Raw genomic sequence first — 16,506 nt, forward strand, 5'->3', positions numbered from 1 at the left:
CAAACTGGACTGAGAGGACGGACATGTTTCATCGTTTATGGACGTTAATTCGCAAAGAACTGCAATCGCTTTTACGCGAACCGCAAACGCGCGCGATCCTGATTCTGCCGGTGCTGATTCAGGTCATCCTGTTTCCGTTCGCCGCGACGCTTGAAGTCACTAACGCGACTATCGCCATCTATAACGAAGATAACGGCAAACATTCGGTAGAACTTACCCAGCGCTTTGCCCGCGCGAAAGCGTTTACCCATGTGCTATTGCTGAACAGTCCGCAGGAGATCCAGCCGACTATCGATACGCAAAAAGCGCTGCTGCTGGTGCGCTTCCCGGCGGATTTCTCGCGGAATCTGGATACCTTCCAGCCTGCGCCGATGCAACTCATTCTTGATGGACGTAACTCCAACAGCGCGCAAATCGCCGCCAATTATCTGCAACAGATCGTCAAGGAGTATCAGCAGACATTGATGGACGGTAAGCCAAAGCCCAACAATAGCGAACTGGTGGTACGCAACTGGTATAACCCGAATCTGGACTACAAGTGGTTTGTGGTGCCCTCGCTGATCGCCATGATCACCACTATTGGCGTGATGATCGTCACTTCGCTGTCCGTCGCCCGCGAGCGTGAACAAGGCACTCTGGATCAGCTGCTGGTCTCTCCGCTCACCACCTGGCAGATTTTCGTTGGTAAAGCGGTGCCGGCGCTGATTGTCGCGACCTTCCAGGCCACGATCGTGCTGGCTATCGGCATTTGGGCATACCAAATTCCCTTCGCCGGTTCGTTAGCGCTGTTTTATTTCACGATGGTGATTTACGGGCTGTCGCTGGTAGGCTTTGGCTTGCTGATATCATCGCTTTGCGCCACGCAACAGCAGGCGTTTATCGGCGTCTTTGTCTTTATGATGCCGGCGATTTTGCTCTCGGGGTATGTCTCGCCGGTGGAAAATATGCCGGTCTGGCTGCAAAACCTGACGTGGATAAACCCTATCCGCCACTTTACTGATATTACCAAGCAAATTTATCTTAAGGATGCGAGTCTGGGGATTGTCTGGGGAAGTTTGTGGCCGCTACTGGTGATAGCGGCCACCACGGGTTCAGCGGCGTATGCGATGTTTAGACGCAAAGTGATGTAGCTTTTTATCTTTCGCCAGTAGCGAGACCACGGCGGGCCCGGCCAGGATAGCCAGCCCCGCCAGCGCCAGTAAGACATTGTTTTGCAATACGCGGGATAGCAGCCAGAGGACAATCAGCGCGGTGCCGAAGTACCAGGTGGTAGTCAGCTCTTCCAGCACATCCGCCACATCGCGCCAGCGTTGCTCATGATGGCGCTGCAACGCCAGCATCAGCAGTACCGTCACGCCATAAAGCACGCATAATCCCAGGCCGACGCGCACTAATGTGCCGCTCATCCAGCCTATTACCAGCATCGCCACTACCAGTAAATGCAACATAATCTGCCAACAACCGAGGCCGGTTGCGACACGAACGCGTTGTTGCCACTTCATGGCTTTTCTCCTGAAGCATTTTTCTCTCATTATTCAGAGTACCGAACTTTACGGAAAATTCCGTAAGACCGCATCTTTTTGTGACGACGACTACACTATTTCAATCAGGATAGTGACGCGGACAGGAAGAAAATGACTCAACACACGCGAAATTTTTCATTCAAAGTGCTCACAATTAATACGCACAAAGGTTTTACCGCCTTTAATAAACGCTTCATCCTGCCGGAGCTGCGCGACGCTGTCAGAACGGTCGGCGCCGATATCGTCTGTCTGCAAGAAGTGATGGGCGCGCATGAAGTACATCCGCTGCATATCGAAAACTGGCCGGACACTACCCACTATGAATTTTTGGCCGACACCATGTGGAGCGATTTCGCCTATGGCCGCAATGCGGTCTATCCGGAAGGCCACCACGGTAACGCGGTTCTTTCTCGCTATCCCATTGAACATTATGAAAATCGCGACGTCTCGGTCGGCGGTAGCGAAAAACGCGGCGTGCTCTATTGCCGCATTACGCCGCCCATGCTCAACCGCCCTATCCACGTCATGTGCGTACATCTCGGCCTGCGGGAGAGCCACCGCCAGGCGCAGTTAACCATGCTGGCGGGATGGGTGAATGCCTTGCCGGAATCAGAACCGGTGCTGGTGGCCGGAGACTTTAATGACTGGCGGCAAAAGGCCGGCCCGCCATTAAACGCGGCCGGGCTGGAGGAGATATTCACCCGTGCCCATGGCCGACCGGCGCGCACATTCCCGGTGAGTATGCCGCTGCTGCGACTCGATCGTATTTACGTCAAGAATGCGAACGCCAGTTCTCCTACGGCGCTACCGCTGCGGAACTGGCGACATTTATCAGACCATGCCCCCCTTAGCGCGGAGATCCATCTATGAAATGCGGCTGGCGTGAAGGTAATCAAATTCAGCTACTGGAAAACGGCGACCAGTTCTATCCTGCCGTGTTTGAGGCTATCGCTCAGGCACAGCAAAAAATCATTCTGGAAACCTTTATCTTGTTTGAAGATGAGGTGGGTAAAAAACTCCATGCCGCTCTGCTAAAAGCCGCACAGCGCGGCGTAAAAGCCGAAGTATTACTCGACGGCTACGGCTCTCCCGATCTCAGCGACGCGTTTGTCGGCGAATTAACCTCGGCGGGCGTGATTTTTCGCTATTACGACCCCCGCCCGCGTCTACTGGGGTTGCGAACCAATATCTTCCGCCGAATGCACCGCAAAATTGTGGTGATTGATGATCGTATTGCCTTTGTCGGCGGCATTAACTACTCCGCCGAACATATGTCGGATTACGGCCCGCAGGCGAAACAAGACTACGCGGTACGGGTCGAAGGGCCTGTTGTGGCCGATATCCTGCAATTCGAAGTCGAGAATCTGCCGGGGCAAAGCCCCGCGCGCCGCTGGTGGAAGCGCCATCACCAGGCAGAAGAAAACCGTCACCCCGGCGAAGCGCAGGCGCTGTTTGTCTGGCGGGATAATGAAGAACACCGCGACGATATCGAACGTCATTATCTGAAAATGCTGACCCAGGCAAAGCGTGAAGTGATTATCGCTAACGCCTATTTTTTCCCCGGCTATCGCTTGCTCCACGCAATGCGTAAAGCTGCCCGCCGTGGCGTGAGCGTAAAACTGATTGTCCAGGGGGAACCAGACATGCCGATAGTCAAAGTCGGCGCGCGGTTGCTCTATAACTATCTGGTGAAGGGCGGCGTGCAGGTTTATGAATACCGACGCCGTCCGCTGCATGGCAAAGTGGCGCTGATGGACGATCACTGGGCCACGGTAGGGTCGAGTAATCTCGATCCGCTCAGCCTGTCGCTTAACCTTGAAGCTAACCTGATCATTCACGATCGTACTTTTAACCAGACCCTGCGCGATAACTTACAAGGCATCATCGTGAACGATTGTAAGCAGGTCGATGAGTCTATGCTGCCGAAACGCACCTGGTGGAACCTGACCAAAAGCGTGCTGGCGTTCCACTTTTTACGCCATTTCCCGGCGCTGGTCGGTTGGCTACCGGCGCATACCCCGCATCTGGCGCAGGTTCCCCCGCCTGCCCAGCCGGAAATGGAAACCCAGGATCGCGTTGATCCAGAAAATACAGGAGTGAAGCCCTAATGGCTAAATCGCATCCGCGCTGGCGGCTGGCTAAAAAAGTGCTGACCTGGCTGTTTTTTATTGCGGTCGTCGTTCTGCTGGTGGTTTATGCTAAAAAGGTCGACTGGGGCGATGTCTGGACCGTCATCCGCGACTATAACCGCACGGCGCTTTTAAGCGCTGTGGGACTGGTGATCGTTAGCTATCTTCTGTACGGCTGCTACGACCTGCTTGGACGGCTTTATTGCGGCCATAAACTGGCGAAGCGACAGGTAATGTTGGTATCGTTCGTCTGCTATGCCTTTAACCTGACGCTCAGCACCTGGGTCGGCGGGATCGGGATGCGTTACCGACTATACTCTCGCCTCGGGTTGCCCGGCAGTACTATCACGCGCATTTTCTCGCTCAGCATTACCACTAACTGGCTGGGCTATATTCTGCTTGGCGGCATCATTTTTACCTTCGGCATTGTCCAGCTTCCCGACCACTGGTATATCGATGAAGGCACGCTACGTATTCTCGGTATCGTTTTATTGTTGATTATCGCGGTCTATCTGTGGTTTTGCGCCTTTGCGAAGCGGCGGCATATGACGATTAAAGGGCAGAAACTGGTGCTGCCGTCATGGAAATTCGCGCTGGCGCAGATGGCGATCTCCAGCGCGAACTGGATGGCGATGGGCGCCATCATCTGGCTGCTGATGGGTCAGGATGTGAACTATTTCTTTGTGCTGGGCGTACTGCTGGTGAGCAGTATCGCGGGCGTCATCGTGCATATTCCGGCAGGCATCGGCGTGCTGGAGGCCGTATTCCTTGCGTTGCTGGCGGGCGAACATACGTCGCAAGGCACGATTATCGCCGCCCTGCTCGCATACCGCGTGCTTTACTATTTTATTCCCCTGTTGCTGGCGCTGGTGTGCTATCTGATCCTGGAGAGCCGGGCGAAGAAGCTGCGGGTGAAAAACGAGCGGGCGATGGCGAAATAAATTTAAGCAGACGCGTTTTCGCTTTCCAGCACAACGCGTTTTATCCGGTAAAAATAAACATATGCTGAGAAAAAAGACGTATTCATCTGTAAGCGGGAAAAAAGCAGCAATGACCAGCTAAACAGCAGCAGGAGCACTTCGTGAAACTCGCCCATGAATACTGATGACAGGGTACAGAGCGTTGCCAACGTAACGGAAATAATGGCCAGCAATAGCGCATAGCGGTAAATAATGACCCCGCTCATTCTTCCTTTAAGCAGGAGCTGATTTGACGGGGTAAGAAAAGCGATATAGCCCACGGCCAGGAAGAAGACCAGCTCCAGATGCTTTTTATTGTGCAGCTCAAACTGCGCAATAACCATGTTTATACTGACGATCCATGTCATGGTCATCATAATCGCCGTAAGCCCAATAACGCCTCCGTGAGGAATACCTTGTTCATACCAGTTTTTTTTGTAGTGGCTGGCCGGATACACAGGTAACTTAATTTCTGGCGGGATCAACTGCCCTTTTTTCACCAGCTCCGCCAGTGTTTTTCCTGTTAGCCACGTCATCAGGTTCATGGGCTTATCATTTCCTTGTCTGTGAGGTGAGATATTTTTGTAATGCGACTCGCACTAATCGACGCCCCAGGCAGAAACGAATCATCATCGTAAACGTTTCGCCATTCATCACCCAGCGGCAAAGCACAACCATAATAATCGCGATAACCAGATCACTCTTTAGTTCGCTATTTTGATTGCACAACACGTCAAATAATCCAGTACCGCAGAGCATAATATTTAATAAAAAAAGTAAAACGCAGAGGCGCAAACCCAGGATAAAACCCTTGGCAATAAGCCATACCTCAGCCATAACACATAGCATCATACCTATAGCACTGCCAAAATAAATAATTATATTTAGTGGCCAATACAGGATAAACTTATCAAAAACAAAATGCGCACTGCACACACCTCCCACAAGAAGCATAAAACTAAACGCGCAAACAGGCGCAGGATTGGGTAATGAATGTTCCCATGACAATCCGGTAATGAAATGAGAAATCAGCGCTGGTGGGCATTTCTTATTAAAATCCTCGCCGCCATTTTTAATGGCGCGAGTGACGTCTTTAGCTTCACAAAACGCTAACCAAAATTGTTTGCCACATAATTTACTCATTATACCCATCATCACCAACCTGAATAAAAACCTGCAACGCCTACGGCCTGAAAGATAATAGTATTTCCAGAATCATCAAAATGATATAACGACACAGCGTAACCACAGCATTAATAATGCCAAGGTAAAGCGTCAGCGCGCCAAATAAAGCGCAACGAGACAGGGATGAAAACTCGCTGTGATATAACATGCGGGCATAACCATGAAGTGTCGATTTTTCTAGTGCTGTAATCAATGTCCATACCAATACCGTCAGCATACTGACTATCCAGACCATAGTGCTACTGGCCACCAGGCTATTGACAACTATCGCAGCGATGATCCCGCTTACCGCCATAAAAATTAACGGCCTGAATAGACCAGAACTGATATTCAGGTAGAAAATAAATAAGGCATTAAGACTAAACATGATTCCAACAATCATGAAAATGGTCGCGCCACCTGAGAAAAGGTAAGCTAATGACACGCCGGTAAGCGTAATGATGGCAATATATATCAACGTTGCGACAACAGTGCCAAAGCGGGAAAGACAGGTAATGGCCCCATACCCCAGACCAAGCAAAAGTGCTGATATCCACAAAACAACAACAGGTTGAACGTGGGTTATCAAAAAATGAGTATACAACGTTAACCATATAATGCCGGCGGTACACCATAGTCCCAACGCAGTATACCAATAGGTAAGGGATAACATTGTCGCGGGAATAAATGCTATTTGTCGTATACGTATTGCAGCCAGAGGTCCCACTTGTCATTTATCACTCTTCACATGATCACGGTGATAAGAATGGCAAGCGCAGGAAAACATTTCTAAGATATTTATGCTGTTTCGCCCTAAATATAGTCCTAAAAAAATCCTGGCGCAGGGCCAGGATTTTAAGAGATCGCTATAATTAGCGGCGATTACCAAAAATACGCAGTAACATCAGGAACAGGTTGATAAAGTCCAGGTACAGCGTTAACGCGCCGAGAATCGAATATTTACGCAGATTAGCGCTATCGCGGGTATCTATTTGCTCGCCGATATTTTTCAGTTTCTGCGTATCATAGGCGGTCAGACCGACAAACACCACCACCCCGATATAGGTTACCGCCCACATCAGCGCTTCACTCTTCAGCCAGAAATTGACCAGCGACGCCAGAACGATACCAATAAGCGCCATAAACAGCATATTGCCGAAACCGCTAAGATCGCGTTTAGTGGTGTACCCGTACAGGCTCATGGCGCCAAACATTCCCCCCGTCACCACAAACGTGCTGGCGATAGAGGAGTAGGTGTAAACGATAAAAATACTGGATAACGTCAATCCGGTTAGCGCCGAATAGAGCATAAACAGCGTCGTCGCCATTCCGGCGCTAAGTTTATGCACCAGTCCCGACAGAACAAACACCAGCGCAAGCTGGGCAATAATTAAGCCAAAGAAGGTGATCTTACTGGAAAAGACAAACATCATGACGGCTGGCGTATTAGCCGCATACCACGCGATAAACGCGGTCAGTAACAGTCCGACCGTCATCCAGCCATACACTTGCGCCATATAGGTCTGCAGGCCGGATCGCGCCTGCACTATTGAATCAGATCGTGGAAATCTGTCCATGATGAACTCCTGTGTGGAAATGATACCCTAAAGCGTATCACATTCTGCTACCAACGTTTCGCCAACTGCTGGTCGCTGTCGCGCGCTTCGACCCAGCGATCGCCTTCCGGCGTGGCTTCACGCTTCCAGAACGGCGCACGGGTTTTCAGATAATCCATAATGAACTGACCGGCGTCGAACGCGCTACTGCGGTGCGCGCTGGTGACGCCGACAAACACAATCTCATCGCCCGGCCATAATTCGCCAACGCGATGAATCACCGTGACCCGTCCCAGCGGCCAGCGGGAACGCGCCTTCGCGACGATCTCCGCCAGAGCTTTCTCAGTCATGCCGGGATAATGCTCCAGCGTCAGCGCCTTAACGCTATCGCCCAGGTTATGATTGCGCACTTTTCCGGTAAAGGTGACGACCGCGCCGTCTTCGTCGCGCGCCGCCAGCCAGGAATATTCCTCCCCGACGCTAAACGGCGCAGGGCCGACTACAATTCGCGTTTCACGCATGTTAGCCCCCCGTGACTGGCGGGAAAAACGCCACTTCATCGCCCGCCGTCAGCGGATGGTCAAAACTTACCAGCGTCTGGTTGACCGCCGCCAACAGCTTGCCGTCTTCCAGCGCCAGCGCCCAACGATCGCTCTTTGTCGCCAGATGCTGTCGCAGCGACTCAACGGTGGAAAAATCTGCTGGAAGATCCAGCGCATCAGTTCCTGTAAGCTCGCGAACCTGGGCGAAGAAAAGCACCTTAATCATGCGTATCCACCTTAAAATCCCCCGATTTGCCGCCGCTTTTCGCCAGCAGGCGCACCGGACCAATTACCATATCTTTTTGTACCGCTTTGCACATGTCGTAGATGGTTAACGCCGCGACGGACGCCGCGGTTAATGCTTCCATTTCGACGCCGGTTTTACCGGTCAGACGGCACAGAGACTCAATACGTACGCGGTTATGCTCCGGCTCGGCCTGAAGCTGAATCTCCACTTTACTTAGCAGTAGCGGGTGGCACAGCGGGATCAGCTCCCAGGTGCGTTTGGCGGCCTGAATACCGGCAATTCGGGCGGTGGCGAAAACATCGCCCTTGTGGTGTTTGCCATCAACAATCATCGCCAGCGTTTCACTACGCATGGTAACGAATGCTTCCGCCCGCGCTTCACGAACGGTTTCCGCTTTCGCGGAAACGTCCACCATGTGCGCTTCGCCTGCGGCGTTTATATGGGTTAATTGCGACATCGTTATTTCTTTAAATGAGGGTGAAAATTACATGGGCGTGTACGGGCATCCAGCTGCGGCGCAATGATATTCTCCCATGCGGTTCTGCACGCTTTTGTGGAGCCCGGCATGGCGAAAATCAAGGTGTTATTCGCCACGCCAGCTACCGCGCGCGACTGCAGAGTTGCGGTGCCGATCTCTTCAAACGAGAGCATGCGAAACACTTCGCCAAATCCTTCCACTTCACGATCGAACAGCGGCAACAGCGCTTCCGGCGCCTGATCGCCTTCGGTCAAACCGGTCCCACCAGTTATCAATACGACCTGCACCTCATCACTGGCGATCCAGGCGGAAACCTGGGCGCGAATCGCGTAACGGTTCTCTTTAACGATGGCTTTCGCCACCACTTCATGCCCGGCCTCCTGCGCCGAATCACGCAGATAATGACCGGAGGTGTCGTCTTCTTCGCCGCGTCGGCTGGAAACAGTAAGAATAGCGATGCGGGTCGGGATAAATTCAGCGCTGACCTGACTCATCTGAAATCTCCTTATTAAGGATTAACCGCCAATGTAAGATAAATTTTGCGTAATACCAGTATTGCTCTGGTGAAGGAAATGGGTCTGCTTTTTCTCCCGCAACGCGTCGGAAATACGTTTCTCAAGCGCGTATTGCTGCGCGTCATCCTGTAACAGGTCGCGTAAACTCACGCCGCCGTCGCCAAACAGACATAAATGCAGCTTACCGACGGACGAAACACGCAGGCGGTTACAGGTGGCGCAGAAATCTTTTTCATACGGCATAATGAGACCGATCTCACCGGCGTAATCGGGATGACAAAAAACCTGCGCCGGGCCATCGCTGCGCTGGCGGAGCTGGTGGATCCAACCGCGCTTAATCAGCTCGTCGCGTAATACCTGACCCGAAATATGATGTTTGCGGAAGAGATCGCTCCCCTCGCCCGTCTCCATAAGTTCAATGAAGCGTAGCTGAATGGGGCGAGGCTGAATCCAGGCAAGGAAGGTATCCAACTGATGGTGATTCACGTCGCGCATCAGCACGGTGTTGACTTTCACCTTTTCGAAACCGGCGTCAAAGGCGGCATCGATGCCCGCCATCACCTGGCGGAATTTGTCCTGACCGGTAATCGCATGGAACTGACGCGCATCCAGACTATCCACGCTAACATTGACGCCCGTCAGCCCCGCTTCGCGCCAGCTCGCGGCATCGCGCGCCAGTCGATAACCGTTAGTGGTCACCGCGATCTGGCGAATAGCATCATTTTCACCCACGGCGGCAATGATGTCGGTAAAATCGCGGCGTAATGAAGGCTCGCCGCCGGTAAGACGCACCTTCTCCGTGCCAAGACTGGCAAAAGCGCGCGTAACGCGACGAATTTCATCGACGGTAAGGAAACTGTTGTTAGTGACGCCGCCAGGTTTGTAGCCATCCGGCAGGCAGTAGGTGCAACGAAAGTTACACACATCGGTAATCGACAAACGCAAGTAGTAAAACTTACGCGCGAAAGCATCGGTAAGTTGTGAAGCCATGTACACCTTTCCAAATACGGGAGGCGGAGTCATTTCTTCCTGCGCCCTGGTGGCAAACGTTAAACGTTGTCACGGCCAAAGCACCGTATCAAAAATGACCCAGGTGCAGAGGCTAGAGTGTTTACTGTGGTTACGCCGATACTAGCGTGTAAATGACAATTTCGCCATCACGCTTTCGCTATATAAACATATACATAGCGATATGATCGTGCTATTTAGCGACAGAATACGTGAAAATCACACTTTTACATTGATATATATCATTTAGCCGTGGTAACGCCCTCGCTATAAAGGGGTAGTCGGGAATAATTAATTGTCTTTTAGCCGGTCGGCTAATTGCTGAAAACCCGCGACTTGCGCTACTGTAGCGCTGCTTATTTGACTTCAGGAATTTTTATGCGCAATCGTACGCTGGCTGACCTTGATCGTGTCGTTGCCCTCGGCGGAGGGCATGGATTAGGACGCGTCCTCTCCTCGCTTTCTTCATTAGGTTCGCGCCTGACCGGCATTGTGACTACCACAGATAACGGGGGGTCAACTGGCCGTATTCGCCGCTCGGAAGGCGGGATCGCATGGGGCGATATGCGCAACTGTCTGAATCAGTTAATTACCGAACCCAGCGTCGCATCCGCTATGTTTGAGTATCGTTTTGGCGGTAATGGCGAACTTTCTGGTCATAACCTCGGAAATTTGATGTTAAAGGCGTTAGATCACCTGAGCGTGCGGCCTCTGGAAGCGATTAATTTAATTCGTAATCTGCTTAAAGTGGACGCGCAGCTGATCCCGATGTCGGAGCTACCGGTAGATCTGATGGCGATTGACGATCAGGGGCATGAGATTTATGGCGAGGTGAATATCGATCAGTTAGCGACGCCGCCGCAGGAGATCATGTTAACGCCAAACGTTCCGGCGACGCGGGAAGCGGTACAGGCCATTAATGACGCGGATCTGATTCTGATTGGCCCTGGCAGTTTTTATACCAGCCTGATGCCTTGCCTGCTGCTGGATGAACTGGCGCAGGCGCTGCGGCGCACCCCGGCGCCAATGGTGTATATCGGCAATCTGGGTCGCGAACTGAGTCTGCCCGCCGCCAGTTTAACGCTGGTCGATAAGCTGGCGATGATGGAGCAATATATTGGCAAAAAAGTCATTGACGCAGTAGTGGTTGGGCCGCGAGTTGACGTCAGTGCGGTGAACGATCGGCTGGTGATTCAGGAAGTGCTGGAGGCCAGCGATATCCCCTATCGCCACGATCGTCAGTTATTACATAATGCGCTGGAAAAAGCGCTACAGGCGTTGGGTTAAGCCCGTTTACCGACGACGCTGCGCTTATCAGAAGCCTGTTTACACCGAAGGGTAAACAGGCTCTCTCCCCCTTCTGATAAACTGCGTTCAGCTATCACCAGTAGGCGCTCATGAGCGAGCTCACCTCTTTTTTCAGCAATATATTCTCCATGATCTCAGTACAGAGTGACTGATTAATTTCTTCCATTATTTTTTTCCCAATAGCACGCTCTGCGTCAGAGTCGTCTGCTATTCTTAACGCTTCCAGTTCAGCATTGACCCGGCTCTGATACTCATCCGTTTCAATACACTCAGCCCTTTTGTCCATCATTTCACGCCACTCTTCTGGCGCTATACGCTCCAGCACTTTATGCCACGGCCCCCACAGCGCAAACCATTTGTGAAAATCCCTATTTTCAGCAATTTTTATCCTTATTTCCGCCTCGTCCAGGTCAGACTCAGTAATACCCGAAACGTTATAGAACCGCATATCCTGGGTCATTGTTGTCAGCGACAGCGACTCTCGTAACTGATTCTGAAAACCCAGGTATACTTCGATTTCGTCAATAAAAAACAGCCGTTTTACCTTTTCTCTGGCGAGCGATTCTATTTGCTCCAGCCGAAAAATTTCACGCCCCGCCATAATCAGTTCTGCTAAGTGGCTATCAAAGGCGCCTCTTTCAGCATCATGAACCAACGTCGCTTCCTGCATTTGGTGGTATGCCAGTGTGACCCGATCTTCACAGCTTATCGTTGCATCCATCGCTATAATAAATGCGGTTTCTCTTAGTGCGCTATCATCAGCCAGGCGCATTAGCCAGGCGGAGACTTGTTCCTTAAAATCCGGGTGCCGGGTATTCTGCGTATCACCAAGATAGTCCAGGAATCCGCTGAAAGCCGCCGCGTTTGCCTCTGCCTCAAATGCCCGCCATTGGTTGATGTCTTCCTCCTCAAGATTGGTTAGCCACCACCGGACAGCTTGATGCAGTGGTCGAGTTACCCGAACAGTTGAAAAGTCGCCCATGGCGAAAAATACCTCGGGTCCCTGATAACCCGCAGAGGACATTAGCCGCTGCATATTCTGTATTGTTCGTTCTGAAAAAGGATTATGTTCTACGATTATTCTTGTAGGTCGAGGTCCTTCACCACGAAAATGGGGTAACGACTCCGGGAGACGGACCAGGCGATTGCGAGAGGCCTGCATTATTTGTAATGCCGCCGGGAGGTTTTCCGGTAGATTACTCAATGCATTACGGGAAACGTCCAGCGTTGTTATCGTGGGAGGTAGTGTTTCAGGCAGAACAGTAATCTGATTTTTACTTACATCCAGGACCTGTAATTCTGGTGGTAACGATGCGGGCAGACTGGTTAAGGCATTTTCGCCGGCCTCCAGATTCTTCAGGCCCGGTGGCAATGTTTCAGGCAGAGCGGTTAACGAATTACTCTGCACATTCAAACGGATAATCCCTGACGGAAGATGTTCTGGCAATGTCCTTATGCGGTTATCATAAACGCTCAGGTACCGAAGTTCCTCAGGTAGATTTTCAGGTAAAAAACTAATTTTATTATGGAAAAGATCCAGCGATTGAAGCGCTGAAGGCAAACGTTCCGGCAATTCAGTAATACGGTTAATGCTCAGCTCCATTTCCTGTATGGTATCCGGTAACGAGGCAGGGATACTGGTTAGCTGATTACAGCTGGCATACAGGGTCTTTATATTTCCCTGTAAATTTTCCGGCAAACTTTTCAGTTCATTGTTATCGAGTATCAGAGTAGTTATCTGCTCAGGAATACAGGCGGGTATAGTGGTAAGTCCTAATATTTTCAGACGGAGTTCCGTCTTATTATTTTTCAGGCAGTCACGCATCCGTTGTACGGCTTCTTCACGATTTGCTGCCTCTTCCGCTGGCGCCGCTTTTACCCACTCAGACCAGATTAACTCATAATTCACAGTATCTTTGGAGCCGGAAGCGCTACTCGCCTGCTCACTTTCTGTCACACGGGTATAGGTGACTGACTTTCCCCCTCCCTCAACGGTATAGCCCTCTGTATTAAAAACTATAGACAGAATTTCCTGACTATTTTCACTCAAAATACAGTATTGGTCTGCCCCTCCTCTACTATACTGAATATTATCCGCATACGCCGGGAAAGCTAACGTCCTTAAACATTCAAACTTGCTTTTGATCTCTTCTGGCGAGGCGGTTTCAGGTGGATGACAAAGATAAGCGATGCAGCTTTGTGCTTCAACCTGATGTTCTGAAGAGAAAAAGGCACTTATTTTATTCCATATCTCTTCTTTTAAAGGTACCTCTGTTGATGCCTCATTGCTAATACTTTGATGCCTTGCCGTAGGTTGTATATTAGTAATATTAAACATATTTTCCCTACCTGAACTGAACGTAACCTAAAGTAACAGATAAGGATATTCTCAACTTTAAATAAGAGGTCATAGTCGTCATTATTTCGGACAAATCATTCAGTATTTGCTGCACTTGACTTATAAATGCTCACGCTTCCATCACCTCTTTTTTTACGTAGGATGATGTTATCTGTTGCCATGACACGATTTCAACGAACTCACATAAGATTAAAATGACGATCATAAGGATAGCTATACCGATAATACGGGGCGTTTTTTTTCATAGCCGAGGAGAGAGGGAAAATTAGCGTTGGGTTCAGCCTCAACGCTAATTTTCTTCAGTTGTGATTAAACTAGCTACCCCATTGATGTTTTGACTTTTTCGACAATCTCGTTAGTCAAAGCCTGTCACTGTTTTTCATTCCTGACTGACTTAGCCCTGACTATTGCACTGAAATTCTCAAAAGCGAGCCATGGTAACGATGACTCGCTGGAGATCGACACATTGTCAGGACGCCGCGATAAACAACTCGCGTAACTGGTGCAACTGGTCGCGAATTTGCGCGGCTTCTTCAAACTCCAGATTTTGCGCGTGCTGCATCATTTGCCCTTCCAGTTCATGAATTTTCTGCTGCAACGCTTTCGGCGTCATATCCAGTTCGACAATTCCGGCTTTTGCCGTAGAACGGCCCTTGCCTTTCCCCTTCGCTTTGGTTTTCGCAATGTTCTGCCCCAGCGCCAGGATGTCGACCACTTTTTTGTTCAGCCCCTGCGGAGTGATACCGTGCTCTTCGTTGTACTTCTGCTGCTTCTCGCGACGTCGCTCGGTTTCGCCAATCGCCTTCGCCATCGACGGCGTGATTTTATCGCCATACAGAATCGCTTTACCGTTAACGTTACGCGCCGCGCGTCCTATGGTCTGAATCAGGGAGCGCTCGGAGCGCAGAAAGCCCTCTTTATCGGCGTCCAGAATCGCCACCAGCGAGACTTCCGGCATATCCAGCCCTTCGCGCAGCAGGTTAATCCCCACCAGAACGTCAAACTCGCCCAGACGCAAATCGCGGATGATTTCCATGCGCTCCACGGTATCAATATCTGAGTGCAGGTAACGCACGCGCTCGCCGTGTTCTTCCAGATATTCGGTCAAATCTTCCGCCATCCGTTTGGTAAGCGTAGTGACAAGGACACGCTCATTAATGGCCGCACGCTGACGAATTTCGGACAGCAGATCGTCCACCTGGGTCGCCACCGGACGCACTTCAATAATCGGGTCCAGCAGCCCGGTCGGTCGCACGACCTGATCCACCACCTCATCACCAGATTTTTCCAGCTCATAGTTGCCGGGCGTGGCGGAAACATAGATAGTTTGCGGCGCTAAGGCTTCAAACTCCTCAAACTTCAGCGGACGGTTATCCAGCGCCGAAGGCAGACGGAAGCCATACTCGACCAGCGTCTCTTTGCGCGCCCGGTCGCCGCGGTACATGCCGCCTATCTGCGGGATGGTGACATGAGACTCATCCACCACCAGCAGTCCGTCGGCGGGCAGATAATCGAACAAGGTTGGCGGCGGTTCGCCCGGCCCGCGGCCCGACAGAAAGCGGGAATAGTTTTCAATGCCTGAGCAGTAGCCCAGCTCGTTCATCATCTCTAAATCGAACTGCGTGCGCTGGCTTAATCGCTGCTCTTCAAGCAGCTTATTATTCGCCAGCAAGACCTTACGCCTGTCCGCCAGCTCATCTTTTATCTCTTCCATCGCCTGCAGAATACGCTCGCGCGGCGTCACGTAGTGCGTTTTGGGATAGATAGTATAACGTGGCACCGTTGACTCTACCTGCCCGGTTAACGGGTCGAACAGCGACAGGCGTTCCACTTCTTCATCAAACAGCTCAACGCGTAGCGCGATGTCGTCAGATTCAGCCGGGAAGATGTCGATCACTTCGCCGCGCACGCGAAAGGTACCACGCTGAAAAGCTTGATCGTTACGGGTGTATTGCAATTCCGCCAGCCGACGCAAAATCGCGCGCTGGTCAATCAGCATTCCCACCGTCAGATGCAGCATCATTTTCAGGTAGAGATCCGGATCGCCCAGACCGTAAATCGCGGACACGGAAGCCACCACCACGACATCGCGTCGCTCAAGCAACGCTTTCGTTGCCGACAACCGCATTTGCTCAATATGTTCGTTTACCGAAGCGTCTTTTTCGATAAACGTATCCGAACTTGGCACATACGCTTCCGGCTGATAGTAGTCATAGTAGGAGACGAAATACTCGACCGCGTTTTCCGGGAAAAACTCTTTCATTTCGCCGTAGAGCTGCGCCGCCAGGGTTTTATTGGGCGCAAGCACCATCGTTGGCCGCTGCAAGTCCGCAATGACGTTGGCAATGGTGAATGTCTTCCCGGAGCCGGTCACGCCCAATAACGTCTGATGCGCCAGCCCGTCCTCCAGCCCCTCTTCCAGACGACGTATAGCGTCCGGCTGATCGCCAGAAGGTTTAAAAGCGGAATTCAGTTTGAACGGTTTACTCATGAGCGGCTACCTGAAGGAGTGAGCGGGCAGGGGTGTAATTTTACTCTCGACGGTGAATATTGCCAATAAAAAATACTGGATGAAAAAACAGTAACACTCCAGTGTATAATGGCTATCGGCAGATACCCCACGCTATTTAGAGGTAAAACATAGACAGTCGCGGGGTAAAATTCCAGCAGTGTGCTGGTTATCCCCAGACCAGAGTCTTTTTTAACATTTGTCAAGTC

The 16,506-nt window shown here is 51.2% G+C and carries 17 protein-coding genes, 1 pseudogene and 1 riboswitch; of the genes and pseudogenes, 5 read left to right on the forward strand and 13 right to left on the reverse strand.

Annotation, left to right across the window (positions count from 1 at the left end; all coding sequences use genetic code 11):
* The first annotated feature begins 23 nt into the window (after window positions 1-23).
* Window positions 24-1,130: an ABC transporter permease gene (locus tag QEN32_RS14515; RefSeq protein WP_000469050.1), complete on the forward strand. Its 1,107-nt coding sequence runs from the start codon at window positions 24-26 to the stop codon at window positions 1,128-1,130.
* Here the strand turns inward: QEN32_RS14515 and QEN32_RS14520 are convergent.
* The gene (locus QEN32_RS14520) at window positions 1,092-1,502 is read right to left on the reverse strand and encodes a YbhQ family protein (protein ID WP_000871970.1); all 411 of its coding nucleotides are present in this window, start codon (window positions 1,500-1,502) and stop codon (window positions 1,092-1,094) included. The genes QEN32_RS14515 and QEN32_RS14520 overlap by 39 nt on opposite strands.
* Window positions 1,503-1,634: 132 nt before the next feature.
* Here QEN32_RS14520 and QEN32_RS14525 point away from each other — a divergent pair, with 132 nt between their 5' ends.
* Genes QEN32_RS14525 through QEN32_RS14535 form a run of 3 tightly spaced genes read left to right on the forward strand, consistent with a single transcriptional unit; the run spans window position 1,635 to window position 4,593 of the window.
* The gene (locus QEN32_RS14525; RefSeq protein WP_000192039.1) at window positions 1,635-2,393 is read left to right on the forward strand and encodes an endonuclease/exonuclease/phosphatase family protein; all 759 of its coding nucleotides are present in this window, start codon (window positions 1,635-1,637) and stop codon (window positions 2,391-2,393) included.
* The gene (gene clsB / locus QEN32_RS14530) at window positions 2,390-3,631 is read left to right on the forward strand and encodes a cardiolipin synthase ClsB (protein WP_000649639.1); all 1,242 of its coding nucleotides are present in this window, start codon (window positions 2,390-2,392) and stop codon (window positions 3,629-3,631) included. Before QEN32_RS14525 ends, clsB begins: the two co-directional genes overlap by 4 nt.
* Window positions 3,631-4,593, forward strand: a complete 963-nt coding sequence (locus QEN32_RS14535) for a YbhN family protein (protein ID WP_265322348.1) — start codon at window positions 3,631-3,633, stop codon at window positions 4,591-4,593. The genes clsB and QEN32_RS14535 overlap by 1 nt, the downstream gene beginning before the upstream one ends.
* Window positions 4,594-4,595: 2 nt before the next feature.
* On the opposite strand, the gene QEN32_RS14540 is transcribed toward QEN32_RS14535, so the two are convergent.
* The 9 genes from QEN32_RS14540 to moaA all read right to left on the reverse strand — a co-directional run bounded on the left by QEN32_RS14540 (window position 4,596) and on the right by moaA (window position 10,103).
* Entirely contained in the window at window positions 4,596-5,156 is a 561-nt protein-coding gene (locus tag QEN32_RS14540) for a hypothetical protein (RefSeq protein WP_080213288.1), read from the reverse strand.
* Between the two features lie 7 nt (window positions 5,157-5,163).
* Window positions 5,164-5,772 (reverse strand): hypothetical protein, encoded by a 609-nt coding sequence (locus QEN32_RS14545; RefSeq protein WP_077906195.1) that lies wholly within the window; start codon window positions 5,770-5,772, stop codon window positions 5,164-5,166.
* Window positions 5,773-5,794: 22 nt separating this feature from the next.
* Window positions 5,795-6,502 carry a Bax inhibitor-1 family protein gene (locus tag QEN32_RS14550; RefSeq protein ID WP_265322349.1) on the reverse strand — a complete coding sequence of 236 codons (708 nt, stop codon included), beginning with the start codon at window positions 6,500-6,502 and terminating at the stop codon, window positions 5,795-5,797.
* Between the two features lie 145 nt (window positions 6,503-6,647).
* Window positions 6,648-7,352, reverse strand: coding sequence for a Bax inhibitor-1/YccA family protein (locus QEN32_RS14555; RefSeq protein ID WP_000373611.1), 705 nt, complete (start codon window positions 7,350-7,352; stop codon window positions 6,648-6,650).
* A gap of 47 nt (window positions 7,353-7,399) precedes the next feature.
* Window positions 7,400-7,852 carry a molybdopterin synthase catalytic subunit MoaE gene (gene moaE, locus QEN32_RS14560; RefSeq protein WP_001209384.1) on the reverse strand — a complete coding sequence of 151 codons (453 nt, stop codon included), beginning with the start codon at window positions 7,850-7,852 and terminating at the stop codon, window positions 7,400-7,402.
* A 1-nt stretch (window position 7,853) separates the two neighbouring features.
* Complete coding sequence (moaD, locus tag QEN32_RS14565; RefSeq protein ID WP_000598596.1) at window positions 7,854-8,099, reverse strand: molybdopterin synthase sulfur carrier subunit; 246 nt, start codon at window positions 8,097-8,099, stop codon at window positions 7,854-7,856.
* Entirely contained in the window at window positions 8,092-8,577 is a 486-nt protein-coding gene (gene moaC / locus QEN32_RS14570) for a cyclic pyranopterin monophosphate synthase MoaC (RefSeq protein WP_000080895.1), read from the reverse strand. Before moaC ends, moaD begins: the two co-directional genes overlap by 8 nt.
* A gap of 2 nt (window positions 8,578-8,579) precedes the next feature.
* Window positions 8,580-9,092: a molybdenum cofactor biosynthesis protein B gene (moaB, locus tag QEN32_RS14575; RefSeq protein ID WP_000084604.1), complete on the reverse strand. Its 513-nt coding sequence runs from the start codon at window positions 9,090-9,092 to the stop codon at window positions 8,580-8,582.
* A gap of 21 nt (window positions 9,093-9,113) precedes the next feature.
* Window positions 9,114-10,103: a GTP 3',8-cyclase MoaA gene (gene moaA / locus QEN32_RS14580; RefSeq protein ID WP_265322350.1), complete on the reverse strand. Its 990-nt coding sequence runs from the start codon at window positions 10,101-10,103 to the stop codon at window positions 9,114-9,116.
* Window positions 10,091-10,235: riboswitch (molybdenum cofactor riboswitch) on the reverse strand. It overlaps the preceding gene by 13 nt.
* Before the next feature lie 264 nt (window positions 10,236-10,499).
* Between moaA and yvcK the strand changes: the two genes are divergently transcribed.
* Window positions 10,500-11,408: a uridine diphosphate-N-acetylglucosamine-binding protein YvcK gene (gene yvcK, locus QEN32_RS14585; protein WP_001246033.1), complete on the forward strand. Its 909-nt coding sequence runs from the start codon at window positions 10,500-10,502 to the stop codon at window positions 11,406-11,408.
* Window positions 11,409-11,502: 94 nt separating this feature from the next.
* On the opposite strand, the gene slrP is transcribed toward yvcK, so the two are convergent.
* The 3 genes and pseudogenes from slrP to uvrB all read right to left on the reverse strand — a co-directional run bounded on the left by slrP (window position 11,503) and on the right by uvrB (window position 16,279).
* On the reverse strand, window positions 11,503-13,767 hold the full coding sequence (gene slrP / locus QEN32_RS14590; RefSeq protein WP_265322351.1) for an SPI-1 type III secretion system effector E3 ubiquitin transferase SlrP: 2,265 nt from the start codon (window positions 13,765-13,767) through the stop codon (window positions 11,503-11,505).
* Between the two features lie 7 nt (window positions 13,768-13,774).
* A pseudogene (locus QEN32_RS14595) lies at window positions 13,775-13,949 on the reverse strand (hypothetical protein).
* A 308-nt stretch (window positions 13,950-14,257) separates the two neighbouring features.
* Window positions 14,258-16,279, reverse strand: a complete 2,022-nt coding sequence (gene uvrB / locus QEN32_RS14600; protein ID WP_000042502.1) for an excinuclease ABC subunit UvrB — start codon at window positions 16,277-16,279, stop codon at window positions 14,258-14,260.
* Window positions 16,280-16,506 lie beyond the last annotated feature (227 nt).

Source organism: Salmonella sp. SA14318, from assembly GCF_029866905.1.
Classification (GTDB): Bacteria; Pseudomonadota; Gammaproteobacteria; order Enterobacterales; family Enterobacteriaceae; genus Salmonella; species Salmonella enterica.

Excerpts from the sequence above, each read along its gene's own strand:
- slrP (WP_265322351.1), bottom strand. The coding sequence starts at position 13,767 with ATGTTTAATATTACTAATATACAACCTACGGCAAGGCATCAAAGTATT.
- clsB (WP_000649639.1), top strand. The coding sequence starts at position 2,390 with ATGAAATGCGGCTGGCGTGAAGGTAATCAAATTCAGCTACTGGAAAAC.
- moaA (WP_265322350.1), bottom strand. The coding sequence starts at position 10,103 with ATGGCTTCACAACTTACCGATGCTTTCGCGCGTAAGTTTTACTACTTG.
- QEN32_RS14520 (WP_000871970.1), bottom strand. The coding sequence starts at position 1,502 with ATGAAGTGGCAACAACGCGTTCGTGTCGCAACCGGCCTCGGTTGTTGG.
- moaC (WP_000080895.1), bottom strand. The coding sequence starts at position 8,577 with ATGTCGCAATTAACCCATATAAACGCCGCAGGCGAAGCGCACATGGTG.
- uvrB (WP_000042502.1), bottom strand. The coding sequence starts at position 16,279 with ATGAGTAAACCGTTCAAACTGAATTCCGCTTTTAAACCTTCTGGCGAT.
- moaE (WP_001209384.1), bottom strand. The coding sequence starts at position 7,852 with ATGCGTGAAACGCGAATTGTAGTCGGCCCTGCGCCGTTTAGCGTCGGG.
- QEN32_RS14535 (WP_265322348.1), top strand. The coding sequence starts at position 3,631 with ATGGCTAAATCGCATCCGCGCTGGCGGCTGGCTAAAAAAGTGCTGACC.
- yvcK (WP_001246033.1), top strand. The coding sequence starts at position 10,500 with ATGCGCAATCGTACGCTGGCTGACCTTGATCGTGTCGTTGCCCTCGGC.
- QEN32_RS14515 (WP_000469050.1), top strand. The coding sequence starts at position 24 with ATGTTTCATCGTTTATGGACGTTAATTCGCAAAGAACTGCAATCGCTT.
- QEN32_RS14525 (WP_000192039.1), top strand. The coding sequence starts at position 1,635 with ATGACTCAACACACGCGAAATTTTTCATTCAAAGTGCTCACAATTAAT.
- moaB (WP_000084604.1), bottom strand. The coding sequence starts at position 9,092 with ATGAGTCAGGTCAGCGCTGAATTTATCCCGACCCGCATCGCTATTCTT.
- QEN32_RS14555 (WP_000373611.1), bottom strand. The coding sequence starts at position 7,352 with ATGGACAGATTTCCACGATCTGATTCAATAGTGCAGGCGCGATCCGGC.
- moaD (WP_000598596.1), bottom strand. The coding sequence starts at position 8,099 with ATGATTAAGGTGCTTTTCTTCGCCCAGGTTCGCGAGCTTACAGGAACT.
- QEN32_RS14540 (WP_080213288.1), bottom strand. The coding sequence starts at position 5,156 with ATGAACCTGATGACGTGGCTAACAGGAAAAACACTGGCGGAGCTGGTG.